Raw genomic sequence first — 22,884 nt, forward strand, 5'->3', positions numbered from 1 at the left:
CCGGTCAGGGTGTGCCGTTGACGGCGACCTGCGAAAACGCGCCGGTTTGCGGGTCGTACAGCGCGCCCCAGAAGGCACTGCCGCCGTCGCACACCCGGATCGCTTCCTTGGCCGGCTTCACTGGCGGATCGTTGGGCAGCCTGAAGGCATTGATGTAGATCAGCTGCTGGCCCTGGATCACCACACCCACGTACTGGCGGTCGAAATCGCGCGGCTCGGGGATGGTCGGGGTCAAGGCATCCTGCCTGGATTCGAGCTGTTCGATCTGCTGCTGGCTCGGTGTCCAGTAGCCGGTGACCTGGCCCGGATGACGCGCCGGGCTGTCGCGCGAGCAGGTGTCCAGCACCTGCTCGGCAATGCCCTGGCGGGTGATGACCCAGGACTGCCCGTTCTTGAGGTTGGTCGGCACGCTTGCTGGCGGCGGCGCGGTCGCGCAACCGGCCAGTGCCATGACGGCAAGCGCCGCAGCGCCGCGCAGCATGTGCATCACAGCACCTCCGAGGCAAAGTCGGCCAGGCGCGAACGCTCGCCGCGACGCAGCGTGATATGCGCGCTGTGCGGCCAGGCCTTGAAGCGGTCCACCGCGTAGGTCAGGCCGGAAGTTGTCTCGGTGAGGTAGGGTGTGTCGATCTGTTCGACGTTGCCCAGGCACACGATCTTGGTGCCGGGGCCGGCACGGGTGATCAGCGTCTTCATCTGCTTGGGGGTGAGGTTCTGCGCCTCGTCCAGGATCAGGTAGCGCGACAGGAAGGTGCGCCCGCGCATGAAGTTCATCGAACGGATCTTGATGCGGCTGGCGAGCAGGTCGTTGGTGGCCGCACGCCCCCAGGAGCCGCCGTCCTGGTTGTGGGTGAGCACTTCCAGGTTGTCGGTCAGCGCGCCCATCCACGGCGTCATCTTTTCCTCTTCGGTACCGGGCAGGAAGCCGATGTCTTCGCCGACGCTGACGGTAGCGCGGGTCATGATGATTTCGCGGTAACGCTGCTGATCCATCGTCTGCGCCAGGCCGGCGGCCAGCGCGAGCAGGGTCTTGCCGGTACCGGCGGTGCCGAGCAGGGTGACGAAGTCGATCTCCGGGTCCATCAAGGCGTTGAGCGCGAAGTTCTGCTCGCGGTTGCGCGCCACGATGCCCCAGACCGCGTGTTGGCCGCTGCGGAAATCATCGACCAGGCACAGCGTGGCCTTGCCGCCGCCGACCTTGGCAACGCGCAGTTCCACTTCATCCTCGCCCGGCAGATACAGGTACTGGTTCGGATACCAGTCTTCGTCGTCGGCCAGCACGATCTCGTAATGGGTGCGGCCACGCTCGTTCCAGCTGCGCAGGTCCTGATTGTGCTTTTCCCAGAAGTTGTCCGGCAGCTCGATGGCGCCGGTGAACAGCAGGCTGAAGTCGTCCAGCGCGCGATCGTTCTGGTAGTCCTCCGCGTTCAGGCCGCTGATGTAGGCCTTGATGCGCAGGTTGATGTCCTTGGACACCAGAATGACCGGCACATCCGGATGCTCTTCGCACAGCGCCAGCACCGAGGCCAGGATCTTGTTGTCCGGGACCATTGCGCCGAAGGTGCGGCCCGGGTCGATCGGGTGGATCTGGAAGTACAGCCGGCCGATCGCCGCCTGGCCCTTGAGCTGGATACCCTGCGGATGGCTGAGCAGGATGCCGGCCTGGATCTGCTCGGCGTTGGTGTTCTCCAGCAGTTCGTCCAGGAAGCGGCTGACCTGGCGCGCATTGCGGCTGACTTCGGACGTGCCCTTCTTGGCGTTGTCGAGTTCCTCGATCACCTGCATCGGCAGGAACACATCGTGTTCCTCGAATTTGAACAGCGCTGTGGGATCGTGCATCAGCACGTTGGTGTCCAGCACGTAGATGCGCTTGCCTTGGGTCATTGGGTCTTCCAAGTGATGGAGCAGGGGCGAGCCATCACGCCTGCGGGGCAGGGTGATGGAGGACACGGGAAACCAGGGGGCATCACTGTCCGGCGTGCGCCTTCAACGCGGCCAGCACGGCGTCGGCATGGCCGGCGACCTTGACCTTGCGCCAGGCCTGCACCACGGCCCCCTCGGGTGACAGCAGGAAGGTGCTGCGTTCGATCCCCAGCACCTGCTTGCCGTACATGTTCTTTTCCTTGATCACATCGAAGGCGCGGCACAGGGCCTGCTCGCCATCGCTGATCAGCGGGAAGGCGAACCCCTGCTTGGCGCAGAAGTTGTCGTGCGACTTCACCGAGTCGCGCGAGACACCCAGCACGACCGCGCCGGCCTGTGTGAACTGCGGCAGCAGTGCGTTGAAGTCCAGGCCTTCGGTGGTGCAGCCGGGCGTGCTGTCCTTCGGATAGAAATACAGCACCACCCATTTGCCGGCGTAGCCGCGCAGCGTGGTCTGGGTGCCGCCGGACAGCGACAGTGGCAGGTCCAAGCTTGCAGCGGGTAGTTCGAATACAGCGTCGGTCATCGTTGCTCAGCCCTAAGTGGAGGGGCGTACGGCGCGGTCATGCCGGACCGACGTCCATCCCATCATAAGCAGCTACATGGAAACGTTTGGCAAGCGCATCGAACTGCGCATTGCGCTGATTCAGCGACTCGATGGTGTGCTGTTCCAGCTTGTCCACGTGGAGGAAGTACGATTCCTCGTCGTCGCCATCGTCTTCGTCGCGTTCGCCCAGGAAGATGTCGATGACCCGATAGCCGTCCTGGGTCAGTTGCTCGGCGAGGTGTTGCAGCGGTTGCTGCGCCGGGTCGGCGAAGAAATACTCCCAGCGCAACGGCCCGTCGAGATTCCAGTCGGTCTCGGAGCGGATGTGCGCGAACATCTGTTTCAGCGCGGAAAGGGCAATGGCCATCGGAACGTCTGCCTCAGAACTTCATCGGGTCCATGATCGCGTCGAGATTGAGGTGATCACAGAATTCCAGGAAATCATCGCGCAGCGCGGCGATGTGCATGTTGGCCGGCACGCCGATCGTCACCTGCGCAGAGAACATCTCCGCGCCGGTCTGCATGGCGCGGTAACGCGTGCTCTGCAGGTTCTCGATGGTGATGCCCTGGCGGTCGAAGAAGTCGGCCAGCTGGAACAGGATGCCCGGCTTGTCGGCGGCGATGACTTCGACGATGTAGGGCAGCAGGTTGGACTGGGTCTGCTTGGGGCCGGTGCGGTACCACACCAGCTTCAGGCCTTCCTCGCGCTCGAGCCGGGTCAGCATCGCTTCGAGCTTAGCGACCGCATCCCAGGAGCCGGTGGCCAGGGCGGTGACCGAGACATCGCGCCCCACCGTAGCCAGGCGGGCGTCCACGAGATTGCAGCCGCTGTCGGCGATGCGGCGGGTGACGGGCAACAGGGGGGACTCCGGATGCGTCGTGTAGGCGTTGATCAGGAGGTGGTTTTCGGTCGGCGAAGGCCGGGGAGTCGAGTCGGTCAAAGGGGCTTCCGGCATTGCATCAGGCTGAATGGCCGCCCGGGCAGGCGCCCTGGCGGTGACCAGCATACTTGCCCGTGGTTTCGCGCCGCAAGTAACATGCAGGTGCCCCGCAACCCGCGTGCGCGCGGGCCTTTCCTGTCACGTAAGAGCAGCAGAATCTTGTCCCTTTCCGGCATCATCACCGCGCTGGCGACCCCTTTCGGTCCGGACGGCGCACTCGACCTGGATGCCTGGCGGCGGTTGCTGGAACAGCAACTGCACGGCGGCGTGCAGGGAATCGTCGTCGCCGGTTCCACCGGCGAGGCCGCGGCATTGAGCGACGAGGAGTACGACACCTTGTTGCGTGCCGCCGTTGCGCAGGTGGCAGGCCGCGTGCCGGTGCTGGCCGGTACCGGCCTGTCGGGCACCGCCAAGACCATCGCGCAGACGCAGCGTGCCGCGGCGCTGGGTGCGCGGTACGCGCTGGTGGTGACGCCGCCGTACGTGCGTCCGACCCAGGCCGGCCTGCAGGCGCATTTTTTGGCGGTTGCCGACAACGGCGGGCTGCCGGTAGTGCTGTACAACGTGCCCGGGCGCACCGGATGCGACCTGTTGCCGGAGACGGTTGCCGCGCTGGTCGGCCATCCGAACATCGTCGGCATCAAGGAAGCGCGCAGCGAACCGGAGCGCGTCGCCGCGCTGGTGGCGCTGCGCAGCGAGTCCTTCGTGGTGCTCAGCGGTGACGACGGCAGCGCCGCGCAGGCGATGCTGTCCGGCGCCGACGGGTTGATTTCGGTGGCGTCCAACGCGTTGCCGTCGGCGTACCGGCGGCTGTGCGATCTGGCCCGCGACGGCCAGCGCGAAGGCGCCACCATGTGGGACGCACGCCTGAGCGAGTACCACAGTTTCTGCGGGATCGAATCCAATCCCATCCCGGTCAAGGCGCTGCTGCAGCGCGCCGGGATCGGGCACGGCCTGCGTCTGCCGTTACTGCCCCTCTCTGCGGCGCACCAGCCTGCCGCCGACCGCCTTGCCGCCGACGCTGTTGCGTTGGAAGCGCTTTCCAGCCGCGAAATGCTCGCGGCCTGACCCAGGAGATCTATCGATGCGTCATTCCGTTTCCCCCGTCCGCGTGCTCTCGCTCGCGTTGCTGGCGACCGCCACCGTCGCCGCCACGAGCGGTTGCAGCTGGTTCCACAAGGGCGCACGCGGTGACTACGCGCTGGCCCCGGAAGCCCGTCCGCTGGAAGTGCCGCCGGATCTGAACCTGCCCGACACCTCCGGTGCGATGAAGGTGCCGACGCTGGCATCGACCGCACAGCAGAATGCCTCGGCGCCGCCGTCTGCCAGCGCCAACAGCGGCTTCACCGTGCCGGGCGAGCGCGACGCGGTGTTCGCCAAGGTCGGCGCGGCGCTGGCCGACATCCCCGGCCTGACCATCGCCAGCAAGGCGCAGATGCTCGGTTCCTACGACGTGAGCTACGAGGGGTCCAGCTTCCTGGTGCGCGTGGTGAAGGTCGACGCCGGCAGCTATGTGTCGGCGGTGGATCCGCGCGGCATGCCGGCCACGGCGGCAGCGCCGGTGGCGGTCATCACGGCGTTGAAGGGCAAGCTGGGCGGCTGAGGCCGCTGCAGCCATCGCAGACGGCAGAACGGGCGCTTCGGGCGCCCGTTCTGCGTTTTTGCTGCATGGGTGCCCGGCTGGATGCTGCCGGGCGCTGATTCAGCGTTGCAGCAGTGGCAGCTTGTTGGGTTTGCCGTCCCACTCGGCGGCATCGGGCAGCGGCTCCTGGCGCACGGTCAGCACCGGCCAGGCCTTGGCCAGCTCGGCGTTGAGCGCCACGAAGCCTTCCTGGCCTGCCGGGACGTCGTCTTCCGGGTAGATCGCATTGGCCGGGCATTCCGGCTCGCACAGCGTGCAGTCGATGCACTCATCCGGGTCGATGACCAGAAAATTCGGGCCGACGTGGAAGCAATCCACCGGACAGACCTCGACGCAGTCGGTGTATTTGCACTTGATGCAGTTTTCGGTGACAACAAAAGGCATGGCGGAATCCGGCGTTTAGCCTATCAATTCTAAAGCAGTCCGGTGGCCGGTGTGGGGTTGGCCGGGATGTGTCGGCCTCCAGCCCTGGGCGCTCGGCGCGGGCCTGACCGTCTCCGGTCAGGCCAGCCCGCGTTGCCTGGCCAGCGCGAACAATCCCGTCGCAGCCAGATCTTCCGGATGCAGCTGCGTCTGCACGCCCAACTGCGCCAGCGCCAGCGCGTAGCGTTGCGCCAGCCCGGGGCTGCCGACCAGGTGCACGCTGGCGTGAGTGCCGCACTGGTCGCGCAGTTCGTGGCCGATCAGCAGGCCTGAAAGGTAGGACGGCAGCGCGGTGGCGGCGAGGCGGTCGAACAGGCCCAGCGTGCGGGCGCCGAACAGGTGGTGGCTGAGGCCGCCAGGGTCGGCGCTGCGGTCGACGCCTTGCGCGAAGGCGTCGGTGTCCAGGTCTGCAGGGTCGTCCTGCATCAGCTTGCCCAGGATGCTGTGCTGGCGCAGCACCGCATACAGCTCGCCGGTCATGACGGTGGCAAAACCGGTCAGTTGCCCGTTGGCGATCTGCGCCCACTTGCTGTGGGTGCCGGGCAGGCAGGCGACGTGCTCGCCGTCGCCGAGTGCGGCGATCAGGCCGACCAGCTGGGTTTCCTCGCCACGCATGACATCGGGCACACCGCGCTGCCCGCCGGTGCTCACTCCGGGGACGAACCACAGCGTGCGGCCGGGCAGCAGGTCGGTGTAGCTGCGCATCGCCTGCGCCAGGGCGGCGGTATCGGCCGGGCAGGGCAGATAGGCCTGCTCGACCCAGCCATTGCGGCTGCCGATCATGCCCGACAGCAGCAGCGGGCCGTCCCAGCCGTCGACCAGCGTGCTCAGCGCTTCGGCGAAGCGGCCCTGGCAGGCCAGGATGCCGCCGCTGCCGCGGCGTTGCTCCACTACCGTGCCGTCGGCAGCGAGCAGATAGCCGCGCAGGCTGCTGGTGCCCCAGTCGATGGCGATCATGCGCTGGCCACCCGACTCTCGGGCAGGCCGCTGATCGGCACGTCGCAGACGTACAGGCCGCCGGCTTCCGGGGTGCGGGCCAGTTCGTCGGCGCTGTGGTCCAGGCGCGAGCTGATCACGTGCAGCCGGTCCAGCGCGGCACCGCCGAGGGCGCTGCAGGTGGGGTGCTTGACCGGCAACTGCACGATGCGCTCGATGCTGCCGTCCGGGCGGTAACGCACCACGCGCCAGGCGCGCCACTGCGCATTCCACAGATGACCCTCGCTGTCGATGATGGAGCCGTCCGGCTCGGCATCGTCGCGGTCCAGCGTGGTGAACACGCGCACGTTGCTGGTCTGCGCAGTGGCGGCGTCGTAATCGCAGCACAGGATCTGCGGGCGCAGCGAGTCGCAGTAATACAGCGTGCGGCCGTCGGGGCTGAAGCAGATCGAGTTGGGGATCGACACGCCCGGCAGCGGCAACGCACGCAGGCCGTGGCGCAGCGAGAACTGGTACATCGCGCCGCGCGCAGCCTTGTGGTCGTGCTCGTCCATGGTGCCGAACACGAGGTTGCCGTTGCGGTCGGCGCGGCCGTCGTTGCTGCGCGTGTGCGGGTTGTCGGCTTCGATGTCGGCCAGGTGCTCGAGCGGCAGCGTGTCGGCGTCGGCGTTGTCCGGGTCGGCGATGCAGATCGACTTGGCCAGCGCGATCAGCACGCGGCCGTCGTCCATCAGGCCGAGGCAACCGGGGCGGTCCGGCAGCGTCCAGTACTGCGTGCGCGCGCTGTGCGGATGATGCCGCCACAGCCGCTTCTCGCTGATGTCCACCCAGTACAGCGCTTCACGTTGCTCGCACCACAGCACACCTTCGCCATGCGTGCAGCGGCTGTCGACCGCCAGCACGGCGGTGTGTTCGGGCGTGCTCACCATTCGGCGATGCTGCCATCGCTGTGACGCCAGACCGGGTTGCGCCAGTCCGGCGGATTTTCGTTTGCGCGCTTGAGCATGTCTTCGTCGATCTCCACACCGAGCCCGGGCTTGGGCAGTGCGGCGATACTGCCATCGATACACTGAAAATCGTCTTTATTGACGACGTAATCGAGCAGGTCGGCGCCTTCGTTGTAGTGGATGCCGATGCTCTGTTCCTGCAGCACCGCGTTGTGCGAAACGAAGTCCACGTGCAGGCAGGCGGCCAGCGCGATCGGGCCGAGCGGGCAGTGCGGGGCGAAGCCGACGTCGTAGGCCTCGGCCATCGCGGCGATCTTGACGCATTCGGTGATGCCGCCGGCATGCGACAGATCCGGCTGCACCATGCCGATACCGCCGGCGCACAGCACGTTCTTGAATTCGAAGCGCGAGAACATGCGCTCGCCGGCCGCCAGCGGAATCGAGGTGCTTGCGGCCAGGCGCGGGTAGTACTCGGCCTGCTCGGCCAGCACCGGTTCCTCGACGAACAGCGGCTTGAACGGTTCCAGCTCGCGCAGCAGCGCCTTGGCCATCGGCGCGCCGACGCGGCCGTGGAAGTCGATGCCGAAGTCGATGCTGTTGCCGAAGGTCTCGCGGATCTCGGCGACCTTGACCACCGCCGCATCGACCGCGCGCGCGCTGTCGATCAGCTTCATCTCCTCGGTGCCGTTGAACTTGAAGGTGTCAAAGCCCAGCGCGCGGTAGTCGGTGATCTGCTGGATGATCGCGCCCGGGCGGTCGCCGCCGACCCAGCGGTAGGTCTTCATGCGATCGCGCACCAGCCCGCCCAGCAGCTCGTACACCGGCACGCCCAGCGCCTTGCCCTTGATGTCCCACAAGGCCTGGTCGATACCGGCGATGGCGCTCATCAGGATGGCGCCGCCGCGGTAGAAACCGGCGCGGTACATGGTCTGCCACAGGTCGTTGATGCGCGCCGGATCCTTGCCGACGACGTAGCCGGCCAGTTCGTGCACGGCGGCTTCCACCGAGCGCGCGCGCCCTTCGATGACCGGCTCTCCCCAGCCGGTGATGCCCTCGTCGGTCTCGACCTTGAGGAACAGCCAGCGCGGTGCGGCGTGGTAGGTGGTGAGGCGGGTGATCTTCATCCTTGCAGTTCCTGGTAGGCCTGCACGAAGGCGCGTGCATGCGTCTGGGTCGTTTCGAGCGATTGCGCGGGTTTGTACAGTTCGCCACCGATGCCGGCCCCGGCGGCGCCCTGCGCAAGGAAGCCGGCCAGGGTCTGCGGGCTGACGCCGCCGACCACATAGACCGGTATGTGCTTGGGCAGCACCGAGCGCAGCGCGCGCACATGCGCGGCGCCATAGGTGGCGGCGGGGAACAGCTTCAGGATCGTTGCGCCTGCATCGATGGCGTCGAACGCCTCGCTGGCGGTGGCGAAACCGGCGACCACGGTGAGCCCGCGCGACACCGCATGGCGGATCAGCGACGGGCGCGTATTCGGAGTGACGATGAAGCGCGCACCGATCTCGGCCAGGGTGTCGACATCGTCGTTGCGCAGCACGGTGCCGGCGCCGATCCAGGCGCGCTCGCCGTAGGCCTGCTGGGCCAGCGCGATGCTCTCGGCCCAACGCGGCGAATTGAGCGGGATCTCGATCGCGTCGAAACCGACGTCGATCAATGCGCCGACATGGTCGAGCGTTTCTTCCGGCGTGATGCCGCGCAGGATGGCGATCAGCGGCAGGGCGAACAGGCTGGCGGTAGAGTCTGAAGTCATCGTGTTACTCGCGATAGAGCGGAAAACGGCCGTCGGCACCCGGATGGGCGCCAACGTCGGGGGAGGTTGCTGCGCTGCATGGCGGCGCGCGGAGAGCGGCAGGCAGCCGCGACGAAGTGGCTGCCGCACTTGCGTGCGCACTCCCACGGCCTGCAATTGGCCGGCAAGTTGCCGTCATCGTCGTCCACCTCCGCAATCATGGCGTGCGTGTTGCCACCTCGGGAAAGATGGGTCACGTCTGTTCTGGCCGCGCCCGGGAGGTAGGGGCTCCTGCTGCGGCGCTCGATAGCCTCGCGCGGGGAGATATGTGCTGCAAATGAAATTTTCGGCATATTCTATTCCTCCTACGAATACAGCTGCGTGGCGACCTCCCATGGCAAATTCCGGCACTCCCTGGTTCAACGCTGCCCGCCTCAAGACCCGCCAGCTGCTGCTGCTATTACATCTGCACGAACAACGCTCGGTGCTGCGTGCGGCCGAGGCTGCCAGCATGACCCAGCCGGCCGCCTCCAAGCTGCTGGCGGAAATGGAAGACATGCTAGGTGTGAAACTGTTCGAGCGGCATGCCCGCGGGGTGGAGCCGACCTGGTACGGCCATGTGCTGATCCGGCGTGCGCGCGCGGCGATGTCGGAAATCGGCCGGGCGCAGGAAGAAATCGCCGCATTGCGTGCCGGGCGCATGGGGCAGGCCTCGATCGGCACCGTGGTCAATCCGGGCACCAACCTGGTGCCGCAGGCGATCGCCGAGGTCAAGCGCGAATTCCCCGACATCCTGGTACGGGTGGAAATGGACTACAGCCGCCCGCTGGTGGCCAAGTTGCTGGACGGCCAGCTGGACATCGTGATCGGCCGCATCCTGGGGCCGGAGGGCGTGGGCGAGCTGGAATTCGAGCCGCTGGCCGACGAGCCGCATTCGGTGATCGCGCGTGCCGGCCATCCGCTGGCCAGCCGGGCCGGCCTGCAGCATGCGGATCTGGTACGGCATGGCTGGATCCTGCCGCCAGCCGACAGCGTGCTGCGCGCGCGGCTGGACTCGATGTTCATGGAGCACGGCGTGCAGACGCCGACCAATGCGATCGAGACCTCGTCGCTGCCGGTGACCTCCACGCTGCTGCGTGGCACCGACATGCTGACCGCCTTGCCGGTGGAATCGGTGGCGCCGCTGATCCAGGCCAAGCTGCTGACCGTGCTGCCGATCGAGCTGGGTGTGCGCATGGAGTCGTTCGGCATCATCCGCCGGCGCGATTACATCCTGCCGCCGGGGGCCGAGCGCATCCTGCAGGCGCTGCGCACCACTGCACGGCGTTTGTATCCGGCCTTGCGCGGGCCGGAATCCACTGGATAAGCGGGCTCTTCCATTCGTATTCCAGAAGGGCATACCAGGCTGTGAATTTTTCATTGGCTGGCGCTAGACCACGCGCCTATATCTGTGAGCCAGATCGCACGCTGAAGCGCACGTGAAGTCGGGCAGGTGATCGGCGGCCAAGCCGCCATGCAGTGGGAGGTGGAGCCGGGCGGCAACGTCCGTGTCCTGCACGATCACGCGGCCCGTTGACGGTGCCGCGCTAACCAGTCTTCCGTCGTCTTGCGTCCTGGGAGGGATTCAGATGTACAAGTTTTCAAGCCATGCCTCGGCAGGGACGGGCGTGCACGCACGTCGTACCCCGCGTTTGCGTCATTCCGCCATGGCCGTCAGCATCGGGCTGTTGCTCGCCGCACCGGTGTACGCCCAACAGACGCAGTCGCCCCCGACTGCCCCCGCCGGCAATACTGCCGGCAACGCGGTGGATCTGGATGCGGTGGAAGTGCGCGGTGTGCGCGCCAGCCTGATCAAGTCGCAGGTGATCAAGCGCGATGCCAGCCAGATCGTGGATTCGGTCAGTGCCGAGGACATCGGCGCCTTGCCCGACCGCAGCGTCACCGAGACCCTGCAGCGCGTCAGCGGCGTGACCATCGATCACTTTGCCGCGCGCAGTGACCCGGACCATTTCTCCGCCGAAGGCAGTGGCGTGATGATCCGCGGCCTGACCCAGGTGCGCGGCGAACTCAATGGCCGCGACATCTTCAGCGCCGCCAGCGGCCGCGGGCTGAGCTTCGAAGACGTGCCGGCCGAGTTGATGGCCGGGGTGGACGTGTACAAGAACCCCTCGGCGGAAATCATCGAAGGGGGGCTGGGCGGCACGGTCAATCTGCGCACGCGCATGCCGTTCGACAACCCGGGCCGGATCGTCGGTGGCAATGTCGATTACAACTACGGCGACATGAGCAAGAAGTACAAGCCGTCGGCCTCGTTCCTGTTCAGCGACCGCTGGAACACCGGCATCGGCGAAATGGGCTTCATGATCGACGTCGCGCACTCGGAGCTGGCCACGCGCTCGGACGGCATCCAGGTGGAGCCGTACGTGCGGCGCACCGACGAGGCCGTGCTGGCCGGCAGCGGACGCAGCGAGGTGTTCGTGCCGGGCGGGGTGAACTGGCGTCAGCTGGATTTCGAGCGCAAGCGCGACGGCATCGCGGCGGCGTTCCAGTGGAAGCCCAGCGATGCCACCGAGATCTACGCGCAGTTCCTGCGCTCGCGCTACGAAATGAACTGGCAGGAGCGCGCCGCGTTCTTCAACGACAGCAACAACAGCATCACGCCGGCGCCAGGCACGACCTTCGACTACGACGATCGCGGCGGCTTCCTGCGCGGCTCGCCGGTGTCCAGCTCGTGGCGCGGGGTGCTCACCGGCGACGGCGTGCGCTTCAACACCGACAACCGCTATTCCGAACAGCGCACCACCACCACCGACATGTCGGTGGGCTTCAGCCATTTCTTCAACGACAACCTGCAGATCAAGGGCGATATGCAGCTGGTGGAGTCGGAGAACGAACAGCTGGATTTCACCGTGTTCAGTGCGACCTATCTGCCGGGCCTGTCGTATGACGTGTCGGGCAGGTATCCCAGCGTGCAGATCGCCAACCCGGCCTTCACCCAGGACCCGTCCAACTACTTCTGGGCGGCGGCGATGGACCACCTGGGCAAGAACCGCGGGCGTCAGCTGTCCACGCGCGTGGATCTGGAATACACCTTCGATGACAGCAGCTGGCTGCGCTTTGCGCGCTTCGGCATGCGCGCCACCGACCGCAACCAGATCAACAAGAATTCCGGCTACAACTGGGGCGTGATCTCCGACAACTGGGCCGCCATTCCGGGCACCAGCAACGGCCTGGCCAACATGTCCGAGTTCATGACCGACCAGTCGTCGTTGTTCACCTTCTCCGACTTCTTCCGTGGCGGCGTGAACGTGCCGACCACGCTGGTGGTGCCCAACAGCGGCCTGGTCAACAACTACGCCTCGGCCTCGCAGATGATCCAGCAGATCGTGGCGCTACGCGGCTACGGCTGGGCGCCGGACACCTATCAGCCGCAGGACACCAACCGGCAGCACGAACGCACCCAGGCCGCCTACGCGGCGCTGTACTTCGGCAACGACGAGGCCTGGGGCGTGCCGGTGGATGGCAACATCGGCATCCGCGTGGTGCAGACCAAGACCCAGGCCGAAGGTTTCGGCCAGTTCCAGAACCTGGCCGGGCTCAATGTCTCGCCGGAACTGCAGGCGCGCTACACCGGGCAGTACTTCGAGAACAACTCGCAGGGCAGCTACACCAACGTACTGCCCAGCCTGAACCTGCGCCTGCGCTTCACCGACAGCCTGCAGTGGCGCTTTGCCGCCTCCAAGGCGATGGCGCGCCCGGACTACACCCAGTTGCAGCCGTATGTATTGCTCAACGTGGAAACCAACGACGCCGGCCAGGCGACCGATTTTGTCGGCACCGCCGGCAACCCGAACCTCAAGCCGATGGTGGCCAACCAGTTCGACACTGCGCTGGAGTGGTACTTCGACACCAGCGACATGCTGTACGCCACGCTGTTCTACAAGAAGGTCAAGGACTACTTCTCCACCCAGACCCGCAGCGAGATCTACGACAACCGCCCCTGGCTGGTGACACGCCCGTACAACATGGACGAGGGCACCATCCGCGGCGCGGAGCTGGGCTATACCCAGTTCTTCGACCAGCTGCCGGGCTGGCTGAGCGGGTTCGGCGTCAATGCCAACTTCACCTTCGTCGACAGCCAGGGCGGTGCCAACACCGCCACCGACCCGTACACCAATACCACCGTCACCGGGGTCGAGCTGCCGCTGGAAGGCCTGTCGCGGCGCAGCTACAACCTGGCCGGCATCTACGAGAAGGGGCCGTTGTCGCTGCGCCTGGCCTACAACTGGCGCTCGCGCTACCTGCTGACCACCAGCGATGCGTCCACCCGTCTGCCCACCTGGGCCGACGACTACGGCCAGCTCGACGGCTCGTTCTTCTACCGCTTCAACGCGCACCTGCAACTGGGCGTGCAGGCCAACAACCTGACCAACACGGTGACCAAGGTGCTGATGGGGCCGACCTCCTACGAAGGCGGTGAAGTGGATCGGCGTCTGTATACGCGCTCTTCCTTCGTCAACGACCGGCGCTACTCGCTGGTGCTGCGCATGAACTGGTAAGCGCAGGCCGTCACGGAACTGCTGTGTCCGGGCTCGCGGAGTTGAGCCCGCTTTTGCCGATCCGGCCCGCCGGGTCGGCAATGCCAGACCCGGCGGGTTTGTCGGGGTTGCTATAGTTTTTACGAATAGCTTTCCAGGAATATTTCATTGGTGTGGCACGACGGCGCCGCCCTATGCTCCGGCCGCAGCCGCTAGGTACGCCTTGTCAGGATTACCACGCATTGCAACCGCCCGGCCTTCCGGTCGTGGGCGGATGCGGGCCAGCACCAACGACGGGCAGGGCGTTCGCGCACCGACCCGCTAAAAAATTAGAAGTACATGCGTCCTGGGAGGGAGCACCATGTCAGTGCAACATCGCCACATTCCGGCAGGCCGGACTGTGGGTCAGCGTTCGATCCGTGATTTCCGCCGCTCCGTGATGGCCCTCAGTGTGGCCACGCTGCTGAGCGCGCAGGCCTATGCGCAGGACGCGACCACCACTGCCGCTCCGGCTCAGGACTCCACCACCCAGCAACTCGACACCGTGCAGGTCACCGGCACGCGCAGCAGCGTCACCAAGGCGCAGCTGGTCAAGCAGAACGCCGAGCAGATCGTCGATTCGATCGTTGCCGAAGACATCGGCAAGCTGCCCGACAACAACGTCGCCGAAGCGCTGCAGCGTATTTCCGGTATCCAGATCTCACGCAACTATGGCGAAGGCAGCTCGATCGCCATCCGCGGCCTGACCCAGGTGCGCACCGAGCTCAATGGCCGTGACATCTTCACCGCCAACGATGGCCGCGGCCTGAGCTTCGAGGACGTGTCGGCCGAATTGCTCGGCGGCGTCAATGTCTACAAGAATCCCTCGGCCGACATGATCGAAGGTGGCCTGGGCGGCACCGTCGACCTGCGCACGCGCCTGCCGTTCGACTACGACGGCCGCAAGATCGCCGGCAGCGTGCAGTACAACTATTACGACCTGGCCGACGACGGCAAGCCGGCGTTCTCGGGCCTGTTCAGCGATCGCTGGCAGACCGGCATCGGCGAGATCGGCCTGCTCGTGAATTATTCGCAGCAGAAGAGTCCGTTCCGCCAGGACACCATCTCGATCGAGCCGTGGTACACGCAGACCGATCTGCCGGGCTATGAAGGCCAGGAAGTTTCTGTGCCGCACGGCGCCGGCATCAACACCACCGTTGGCGAGCGCGAGCGCAAGACCGGTGCGTTTGCGATGCAGTGGCGTCCGAACGACTCGGTCGAGGTCTACACGCAGGTGCTGCGTTCGGATTACGACTTCAGCTGGCACGATTATTCGTTCTTCGCCCTGACCGGCGGCAACCCGATGCAGGGCTTGCCGGGCATCCAGGTCAACGACCGCAACGAGTTCGTCAATGGCTCGTTCCAGAACGTGCCGACCGAGTCCAACACCAGCCTGACAGAGCGGCATTCGGTGACCACCGATTACTCGCTGGGCGCCAAGTGGACGGTCAACGAGAAGCTGACCCTGAGCACCGACTTCCAGTATGTCGATGCCACCACCAAGGGCACGCGCTACATCATCGCCACCGGGCAGGACACCAGCCCGCAGTTCAATGTCGACTTCCGTGGCGATCTGCCGCGCCTGTCGGTGACCGATGCCAGCGGCGCGGAAGGCTATCTGGCCGATGCCAACAACTACGACGGCTGGCGTTGGCACCTGGACAACAAGGACGACAACAAGGGCACCGAGTTCGCCTGGCGCGCCGACATGGATCTGGCCTTCGACAGCGACTTCGCGCGCAGCTTCAAGGCTGGCGTGCGTTACACCGACCGCGATGCCGAGACCAAGGGCAACGTCTGGCGCTTCATGTGCATCAACGATTGCTCGGGCACGCCGTTCTCGCAGTACCCGAGCATCGGTCTGGTGTCCAACCCGATCACCGACTTCTTCCGTGGTGAGAGCAGCACCTTCGGCCGTACGCTGACGGCTGCCGATTCGGCGGTCGCCAACTACGAACAGACCCTGGCCACCTTCGGTGCCAGCCCGCTGGAGTTTGCGCCCAACAACATCAATACGCAGAACGAGAAGACCTACGCGGCCTATGGCGTGCTGCGCTTCGGCGTGGACAGCGACTGGATTCCGTTCGACGGCAACATCGGCGTGCGCGTGGTGCGGACCGAGGTGGGCTCGCAGGGCGTGCGTACCGGGACCGACAGCGAAGGCGGCGGACTGATCCCGGTGGATGCGCAGCAGACCTATACCGACGTGCTGCCGAGCTTGAACCTGCGCTGGATGCTGAGCGATCAGCTGCAGTGGCGTTTTGCGGCTTCGCGCGGTATCTCTCGCCCGACCTTCGACCGGCTCAACCCGAACCTGAGCCTGAGCACCGGTACCTCCAATGGTGCCTCGACCTTCACCGGTACCGCGGGCAACCCGAGTCTGGAAGCGGTCAAGGCCGACCAGTTCGATACCGCGCTGGAGTGGTACTTCGGCCAGGGCTCGATGATGTACGGCACCTTGTTCTACAAGAAGGTCGAAGGCTTCATCGCCAACGCCGTCTTCAACGAAGTCTACGACGGCCAGGTCTGGCAGATCACCCGTCCGGTCAATGGCGATGCCGGCAAGATCCGCGGTGCGGAACTGGGCTACACGCAGTTCTTCGACTTCCTGCCGGGCTGGCTGAGCGGCTTCGGCCTGCAGACCAACTACACCTATGTCGACAGCGAGGCACCGAGCCCCACCGCCACCGACACCAACGGCCAGGCGCTGACCGTGCCGCTGGAAGGCCTGTCCAAGAACAGCTACAACGCGATCCTCAGCTACGAAACCTCGCGCTTCCAGGGCCGTGTGGCCTACAACTGGCGCAGCGACTGGCTGGTGACCACCGCGGGCAACGGCACCGGCAACCTGCCGGTCTATAACAAGGGCTTCGGCCAGCTGGATGCCTCGTTGCGCTTCAACATCAATGATGTGTGGTCGATTTCGCTCGATGGCGTGAATCTGCTCGATACCCGTCGCGAAAGCTATCTGGGCACCGAGTCGCGCTACCGCGACTTCGTGATCAACGATCGTCGGTATGGCCTGACATTGCGGGCCAGCCTGTAGAACGCGCCGTAGGAAGTGCGTCTCCGGTCCGGCGAGCTGTGCAGGCAGCCCGTCGGGCCGGTGTTTTTCCTATCGACGGCATGCCGTCGATCGCAAGGGGAGCCGGAGGAATGATCGTCGTGATCGATCCGCCTACTGTGCGCCGCGTTACCGCAGCGATGTGGCCGGTCCGTATGTGTCTGGCACTGCTGCTGCTGTTGTCGCTTTCGATCCTGCCGCTGCAGGCTGCCGACCCGGCGGTGCAGGGGCCCTACCAATGGCGCAGCGTCGCCATCGGCGGTGGCGGATTCGTCACCGGTGTGCTGTTTCATCCCGCCGAGCGCGATCTTGCGTATGCACGTACCGATGTCGGTGGTGCGTACCGCTGGGATGCGCGCGCGCAGCAGTGGGTGGCGTTGACCGACTGGCTGGGCGCCGACGACTGGAATCTGATGGGGATCGACGCGTTTGCGGTCGATCCTGCCGACCCGCAGGCGCTGTACCTAGCCGCGGGCACCTACATGCACGAGCGCGCCGGCAATGCCGCGGTGCTGCGCTCGTTCGACCGCGGCCGCAGCTTCGAGCGTGCCGAGTTGCCGTTCAAACTCGGCGGCAACCAACTGGGTCGTTCCAACGGCGAACGGCTGGCGGTGGACCCGCACGATGGTCGTGTGCTGTTGCTGGGCTCACGCGATGCAGGGCTGTGGCGCAGCGACGATCGCGGCGCGCACTGGGCGCGGGTGGACGCATTTCCCGCCGAGGCATTGGCGGGCGCGACGGCGCGCAATCATGTCGGACGCGAGCAGGCGGTGGGCATCGCCTTTGTCGTCTTCGATGCCGCCAGCGGCCGCGCCGGCCGGCCGACGCCGCGTATCTATGTCGGCGTGTCCACCGCGCAGACCAGTGTGTATGTTTCCGACGACGCCGGTCGCAGCTGGTCGGCGGTGGCCGGGCAGCCCAAGGGCCTGCGTCCCAGTCACATGGCCGGCGGCAGCGATGGGCAGTGGTACCTGAGCTACGGCGACCAGCCCGGGCCGGACCTGATGGCCGGCGGCGCGCTGTGGAAATACACCCCGGCGCAGGCGCGCTGGAGCGAGATCAGCCCGATCGCGCAGCCGGCCGGCGGCGATGGCTTCGGCTGGGGCGCGGTGGCGGTGGATCCGCAACAGCCGCAGGTGCTGCTGGCCAGCACCTTCCGCCGTCGTAGCCCGCGCGATGAGCTGTTCCGCAGCGTCGACGGCGGCCGCAGCTGGACGCCGTTGCTGGCGGGCGCGCAGTTCGATCACAGCGCAGCGCCGTGGACCGCGCAGGCCACGCCACACTGGATGGGCGCGCTGGCGATCGATCCGTTCGACAGCAACCACGCGCTGTTCGTTACCGGCTACGGCATCTGGGCCTCGCGCAATCTGCAGGATTTCGCCAGGCAGCAGCGGCCGTTGCAGTGGTGGTTCCAGGACCGCGGGCTGGAAGAGACCGTGCCGCTGGATCTGCTCAGCCCGATGCAAGGCGCGCACCTGCTCAGTGCGCTGGGCGATATCGACGGCTTCCGGCACGACGATCTGGAGCGTGCGCAGCTGCAGTACGCCGGCCCGCGCCTGACCAATGGCGAGAGCATCGATGCCGCCGGGCAGGCCGCGCAGTGGGTGGTGCGCAGCGGTACCGTGCGCGACCGCCGCAACAACGAGATCCGTGCGCTCTTTTCGCGCGATGGCGGCGCGCAGTGGACGGTGTTCGCCAGCGAGCCGCCCGCCGGGCAGGGCGCCGGCAACATCGCTATCGCCGCCGATGCCTCGCAGGTGGTGTGGGCGCCGGACAAGGGCGGCAGCTGGCGCACCGGCGATTTCGGCAAGCACTGGCAGCGTTTGCAGGGGCTGCCAGAGACTGCGGTGGCGGTGGCCGATCGCGTCGATGCGCGGCGCTGGTACGCAGTGGATACCGCCAGCGGGCGCTTGTACGAGAGCCGCGATGGCGCAGAGACCTTTCGCGACACCGGCGCGCAGGTCGGCAGCCCGGCGCGCGATGAACGTGCGCGTCCGCAGCTGCGTCCGGATCCGTGGCGGGCGGGGGTGGTGTATCTGGCCAGCCCCGCGCTGGGCGTGATGCGCTGGCAGGATGGGCGTTTGCAGACCTTGTCCAAGCCGGACGAGGCGCGTTCGCTGGGCATCGGCAAGGCACTGCGCGAGGACGCACCGCCGGTGCTGTATCTGGCCGGCCGCGTCGAGGGAGTGGATGGGGTGTTCCGCTCCGACGACGACGGCGCGCAGTGGTTGCGCATCAACGACGACGCGCACCGGTTGGGCAAGCCCTACAGCGTCACCGGCGATCCGCGCATCCCGGGGCGCGTGTACTTCGCCACCGGTGGGCGTGGCATCTTCTACGGCGACCCACGATGAGCGCTGCGTGCCTGTGCGCGTCAGCGCGCTGTCTTACCGAGCATGGCGGCAGGCGCCGTCGCATCGCCGCGCGAGTGGCCGCGCCGCTTCTGGAGATCACTGCATGACCGCTTCCCTTATCCGCCGTGGCTGCCTGTTGGGCCTTGTCCTGGCCAGCCCCGCCGCACTGGCGCAACCGAGTTTGCCGATGTTGTTCAGCGATGGCGCGGTGCTGCAGCGCGACCAGGCGATGCCGGTGTGGGGCTGGGCCGCGCCCAATGCCGCCATCACGGTCAGCTTTGACGGCAAGCATGCCACCGCCAAGGCCGATGCCAGGGGCCAGTGGAAGGTCAGCCTGCCCGCGCACACCGCCGGTGGCCCCTATGTGCTGAGCGTGCAGGGCGACGGCGGCCAGTTGCAGGTGCGCGATGTGCTGGTCGGCGATGTGTGGCTGGCCAGCGGTCAATCGAACATGGAGTGGCCGCTGGCGCAGGCCAGCGATGGCCCGCAGGCGGTGGCCGCCGCCAACGACCCGCAGTTGCGGCACTTCAAGGTGCCCAAGTCGTGGTCGTTGCAGCCGGAAGCGCGCCTGACCGGCGGCGACTGGAAGGCCGCCACGCCGGACAACGCCGGCGAGTTCACTGCGGTCGGCTATTTCTTCGCCAAGGAGCTGCGCACCAGTGCCGGCGTGCCGATCGGCATCGTCAACAGCACCTGGGGCGGCAGCGCGATCGAGGCGTGGATGGATGCCTCCTCGTTGGGCCTGGATGCCGGGCAGAACCAAGGCGCGATCGAGGCGATCAAGCAGCGCGATGCCGCCGCGCGGGCCGCCACCGGCAAGCGCATCGCGCGCTGGCCCAAGGTGGATGGCGAGATGCCGCAGTGGCGCGAAGCGACGTTCGACGACAGCGACTGGGACAGCATCCCGACCACCCAGCAATGGGAGTCCAGCGGCTATGACGGCATGGACGGAATCGCCTGGTATCGCACTACCGTCACCTTGAGCGCTGCCGACGCCAAGGCCGGTATCACGCTGGGCGTGGGGCAGATCGACGATTCGGACATCACCTACGTCAATGGCCAGCAGGTGGGCACGACCGAAAAGCAATGGAACCTGCCGCGCGTTTACACCGTGCCGGCTTCGGCCTTGCATACAGGGGTCAACCACATCGCCGTGCGGGTGGAAGATCTCAGCGGCGGTGGCGGCATGCATGGCCCGGACGAGCAGCGCTTCGTGCAGACCAGCGCCGGTGCCAAACGCGCGTTGGGCGGCTGGAAGTTCCGCCCCGCCGCCGTGCGTGTATCGCTGGTCGACAACAAGAATCAGCTGCCCACGCTGCTGTACAACCAGATGATTCACCCGTTGCAGCCGTTCCCGGTCAAGGGCGTGATCTGGTATCAGGGCGAAACCGATGCCACCGAGACCGGCGCGGTGAAGTATCGCGAGCAGTTCGCCGCGATGATCCGGCAATGGCGCGCAGAACGCGGCGCGAAAACGCTGCCGTTCCTGTGGGTGCAGCTGGCCAACTTCAAGGCCGGTGGCGACAAGGGCGAGCTGAGCCCGTGGGCACTGTTGCGCGAGTCGCAGTCCAAGACGCTGGCGCTGCCGGCGACCGGGCAGGCGGTGATCATCGATATCGGCAACCCCACCGATATCCATCCCACCAACAAGCACGATGTCGGCCATCGCCTTGCGCTTGCTGCACGTCATGTTGCGTACGGCGAAACGCTGGTGTACAGCGCGCCAGCGTTCAAGCAGGCGCGCTTTGCCCAGGGCCAGGCGGTGTTGAGCTTCGATCTGCAGGGCAGTGCGTTGCAGGTGCGTCATGGTGGCGAAGTGCAAGGCTTCCGCATCGCCGGTGCCGACCAGCACTTTCATCCGGCAACCGCACGCATCGAGGGCGACCGCGTGATCGTGCGCAGCGACGCGGTGGCTGCACCGGTCGCGGTGCGCTACGGCTGGAGCGAAAACCCGGATGACGCCAACCTGGTCAATCGCGAACAGCTTCCCGTTTCCCCCTTCCGCACCGATATCTGGTGACACGGAGTCCTATGTCCATGCATTCCCCCGTTGCACGTGTGATCGCTTCTTCCCCTGCACGCCGTTACCTGCGTCCGCTGCTGCTGTCCGCGCTGACGCTGGCCCTGGCGTCGTGCCAATCCGGCGAGCAGGACGACAAAGCCAAACCGGCCGCAGTCGCACCGACTGCCGGTAGCGCAGCGACCGCGCCTGCCACGGCAGCGGCGCCGGCTGCGCAGACGCCGATGCCGCAGTTCGTCAGCAAGGACGGCAAGCACGCATTGATGGTCGATGGTGCGCCGTTCCTGATCCTGGGCGCGCAGGTCAACAACTCCAGCAACTATCCTGGCGTGATGAACAAGGTGTGGCCGGCGATGCAGGTGCTGGGCCCAAACACTGTGCAGGTGCCGATTGCCTGGGAGCAGGTCGAGCCGGAAGAAGGCAAGTTCGATTTCTCCTTCGTCGATACGCTGCTCACGCAGGCACGCGAGCACAAGGTGCGGCTGGTGCTGCTGTGGTTTGCAACCTGGAAGAACAACGGCCCGGCGTACGCGCCGCATTGGGTCAAGACCGACAACCAGCGCTTTCCGCGCGTGGTGACGCGCGAGGGCAAGGCGATCGGGTCGCTGTCGCCGCATGCGCAGGCCACCCTGGATGCCGACCGCAAGGCCTTCGTCGCCTTCATGCAGCACCTCAAGCAGGTCGATCCGCAGCACACCGTGATCATGATCCAGCCCGAAAACGAGCCGGGCACCTACGGCAGCGTGCGCGACTTCTCGCCGATGGCGCAGAAGCTGTTCGACGGCCCGGTGCCGGACGCACTGCTCAAGCGCTTGAACAAGCAGCCGGGCAGCTGGGCACAGGTGTTCGGTGCCGATGCGGACGAGATCTTCCATGCCTGGTCGATCGGTCGCTACATCGACCAGGTGGCCGAAGCCGGCAAGGCCGAATACCCGCTGCCGATGTACGTCAACGCCGCACTACGTGGCCCGTTCAATCCCGGCCAGCCCGGCCAGTACGCCAGCGGCGGCCCCACCGACAACGTGCTGGATGTGTGGAAGGCCGCCGGCCCGCATATCGACCTGCTGGCGCCGGACATCTACATGCCCGAGTACCGCACCTACACCACGGTGCTGGAGCGTTACGCCCGCCCGGACAATGCGCTGTTCGTCGCCGAAACCGGCAACCGCCCGGAGTACGCGCGCTATCTGTTCCCCGCGCTGGGCCACGACGGCATCGGCTGGTCTGCGTTCGGCATGGACTACACGCGTTACTCCAACTATCCGCTGGGCGCCAAGCACGTCAACGCAGAAACCCTGGCCCCGTTTGCGCTGGGTTTCGAGCTGGTCAAGCGCGGCATGCGTCCGTTCGCCAAGGCCGCGTCCGAAGGCAAGCTGCACGGCACTGCCGAAGAACCCGGCCAGGCGGTGCAGGAACTGCAGCTCAATGAGCGTTGGGGCGCCACCATCACCTACGGCGTGCCGCAGTTCTGGTTCAAGGGCGAGCCGCCGGGCAACCCCGAGCCGATCGGCGCGGCCTTGATCGCCGAGCTCGGCCCTGACGAGTTCCTGGTCACCGGCTACCACGTGCGCGTGACCCTGCACCCGGCCAGCGAGGCGACTGCCAACATGCTCTACGACCGCGTCGAGGAAGGCGTCTACGACGGCAGCGACTGGAAGTTCGAGCGCAACTGGAACGGCGACCAGACCGATTACGGCGTCAATTTTTCCAGCGCACCGCAGCTGCTCAGGATCAAACTGGCCACCTACAAGTAAGCCTGCTCGGCCGCCTGCTGCGCA

Annotated in this window: 18 protein-coding genes; 8 read left to right on the top strand and 10 right to left on the bottom strand. The window is 66.3% G+C overall.

Annotated features, from left to right (window positions below; genetic code table 11):
- Window positions 1–4: 4 nt before the first annotated feature.
- From FHT08_RS16555 to FHT08_RS16575, 5 genes are all read right to left on the bottom strand, one after another.
- On the bottom strand, window positions 5–487 hold the full coding sequence (locus FHT08_RS16555; RefSeq protein WP_104606734.1) for a hypothetical protein: 483 nt from the start codon (window positions 485–487) through the stop codon (window positions 5–7).
- Window positions 487–1,884 (bottom strand): PhoH family protein, encoded by a 1,398-nt coding sequence (locus FHT08_RS16560; RefSeq protein ID WP_104537800.1) that lies wholly within the window; start codon window positions 1,882–1,884, stop codon window positions 487–489. Before FHT08_RS16560 ends, FHT08_RS16555 begins: the two co-directional genes overlap by 1 nt.
- Window positions 1,885–1,966: 82 nt before the next feature.
- On the bottom strand, window positions 1,967–2,449 hold the full coding sequence (locus tag FHT08_RS16565; RefSeq protein ID WP_104537799.1) for a peroxiredoxin: 483 nt from the start codon (window positions 2,447–2,449) through the stop codon (window positions 1,967–1,969).
- Between the two features lie 37 nt (window positions 2,450–2,486).
- Window positions 2,487–2,837 (bottom strand): ribonuclease E inhibitor RraB, encoded by a 351-nt coding sequence (locus FHT08_RS16570; RefSeq protein WP_047130307.1) that lies wholly within the window; start codon window positions 2,835–2,837, stop codon window positions 2,487–2,489.
- 13 nt (window positions 2,838–2,850) lie between these two features.
- Entirely contained in the window at window positions 2,851–3,477 is a 627-nt protein-coding gene (locus tag FHT08_RS16575) for a glycine cleavage system protein R (RefSeq protein ID WP_104606736.1), read from the bottom strand.
- Window positions 3,478–3,570: 93 nt separating this feature from the next.
- On the opposite strand from FHT08_RS16575, the gene dapA reads away from it, so the two are divergent.
- The gene (gene dapA, locus FHT08_RS16580; protein ID WP_047130367.1) at window positions 3,571–4,479 is read left to right on the top strand and encodes a 4-hydroxy-tetrahydrodipicolinate synthase; all 909 of its coding nucleotides are present in this window, start codon (window positions 3,571–3,573) and stop codon (window positions 4,477–4,479) included.
- Window positions 4,480–4,495: 16 nt separating this feature from the next.
- Window positions 4,496–5,014, top strand: coding sequence for a hypothetical protein (locus FHT08_RS16585; protein WP_047130309.1), 519 nt, complete (start codon window positions 4,496–4,498; stop codon window positions 5,012–5,014).
- 99 nt (window positions 5,015–5,113) lie between these two features.
- Here FHT08_RS16585 and fdxA read toward each other — a convergent pair whose 3' ends face one another.
- From fdxA to FHT08_RS16610, 5 genes are all read right to left on the bottom strand, one after another.
- The gene (gene fdxA, locus FHT08_RS16590) at window positions 5,114–5,437 is read right to left on the bottom strand and encodes a ferredoxin FdxA (protein ID WP_006453280.1); all 324 of its coding nucleotides are present in this window, start codon (window positions 5,435–5,437) and stop codon (window positions 5,114–5,116) included.
- Between the two features lie 117 nt (window positions 5,438–5,554).
- A complete protein-coding gene (locus FHT08_RS16595; protein WP_047130310.1) occupies window positions 5,555–6,433 on the bottom strand; it encodes a 2-dehydro-3-deoxygalactonokinase in 879 nt (292 codons plus the stop codon).
- The gene (locus tag FHT08_RS16600; RefSeq protein WP_047130311.1) at window positions 6,430–7,341 is read right to left on the bottom strand and encodes an SMP-30/gluconolactonase/LRE family protein; all 912 of its coding nucleotides are present in this window, start codon (window positions 7,339–7,341) and stop codon (window positions 6,430–6,432) included. The genes FHT08_RS16595 and FHT08_RS16600 overlap by 4 nt, the downstream gene beginning before the upstream one ends.
- On the bottom strand, window positions 7,335–8,483 hold the full coding sequence (dgoD, locus tag FHT08_RS16605; RefSeq protein ID WP_047130312.1) for a galactonate dehydratase: 1,149 nt from the start codon (window positions 8,481–8,483) through the stop codon (window positions 7,335–7,337). Before dgoD ends, FHT08_RS16600 begins: the two co-directional genes overlap by 7 nt.
- Window positions 8,480–9,112: a 2-dehydro-3-deoxy-6-phosphogalactonate aldolase gene (locus tag FHT08_RS16610; RefSeq protein ID WP_047130313.1), complete on the bottom strand. Its 633-nt coding sequence runs from the start codon at window positions 9,110–9,112 to the stop codon at window positions 8,480–8,482. Before FHT08_RS16610 ends, dgoD begins: the two co-directional genes overlap by 4 nt.
- Before the next feature lie 373 nt (window positions 9,113–9,485).
- Here FHT08_RS16610 and FHT08_RS16615 point away from each other — a divergent pair, with 373 nt between their 5' ends.
- The 6 genes from FHT08_RS16615 (at window position 9,486) to galD (ending at window position 22,860) form a co-directional block, all read left to right on the top strand.
- Window positions 9,486–10,457 carry a LysR family transcriptional regulator gene (locus FHT08_RS16615; RefSeq protein WP_047130314.1) on the top strand — a complete coding sequence of 324 codons (972 nt, stop codon included), beginning with the start codon at window positions 9,486–9,488 and terminating at the stop codon, window positions 10,455–10,457.
- A gap of 262 nt (window positions 10,458–10,719) precedes the next feature.
- On the top strand, window positions 10,720–13,650 hold the full coding sequence (locus FHT08_RS16620; protein ID WP_047130315.1) for a TonB-dependent receptor: 2,931 nt from the start codon (window positions 10,720–10,722) through the stop codon (window positions 13,648–13,650).
- Between the two features lie 340 nt (window positions 13,651–13,990).
- Window positions 13,991–16,714 (top strand): TonB-dependent receptor, encoded by a 2,724-nt coding sequence (locus FHT08_RS16625; RefSeq protein ID WP_047130316.1) that lies wholly within the window; start codon window positions 13,991–13,993, stop codon window positions 16,712–16,714.
- A gap of 110 nt (window positions 16,715–16,824) precedes the next feature.
- On the top strand, window positions 16,825–19,086 hold the full coding sequence (locus FHT08_RS16630; RefSeq protein WP_166775825.1) for a sialidase family protein: 2,262 nt from the start codon (window positions 16,825–16,827) through the stop codon (window positions 19,084–19,086).
- 103 nt (window positions 19,087–19,189) lie between these two features.
- Window positions 19,190–21,106, top strand: coding sequence for a sialate O-acetylesterase (locus FHT08_RS16635; RefSeq protein WP_166775827.1), 1,917 nt, complete (start codon window positions 19,190–19,192; stop codon window positions 21,104–21,106).
- Between the two features lie 83 nt (window positions 21,107–21,189).
- The gene (galD, locus tag FHT08_RS16640; RefSeq protein ID WP_276568210.1) at window positions 21,190–22,860 is read left to right on the top strand and encodes a GH35 family beta-galactosidase GalD; all 1,671 of its coding nucleotides are present in this window, start codon (window positions 21,190–21,192) and stop codon (window positions 22,858–22,860) included.
- Window positions 22,861–22,884: the final 24 nt, after the last annotated feature.

The organism is Xanthomonas sp. CFBP 8151 (assembly GCF_011761885.1).
Lineage (GTDB): Bacteria > Pseudomonadota > Gammaproteobacteria > Xanthomonadales > Xanthomonadaceae > Xanthomonas > Xanthomonas arboricola_B.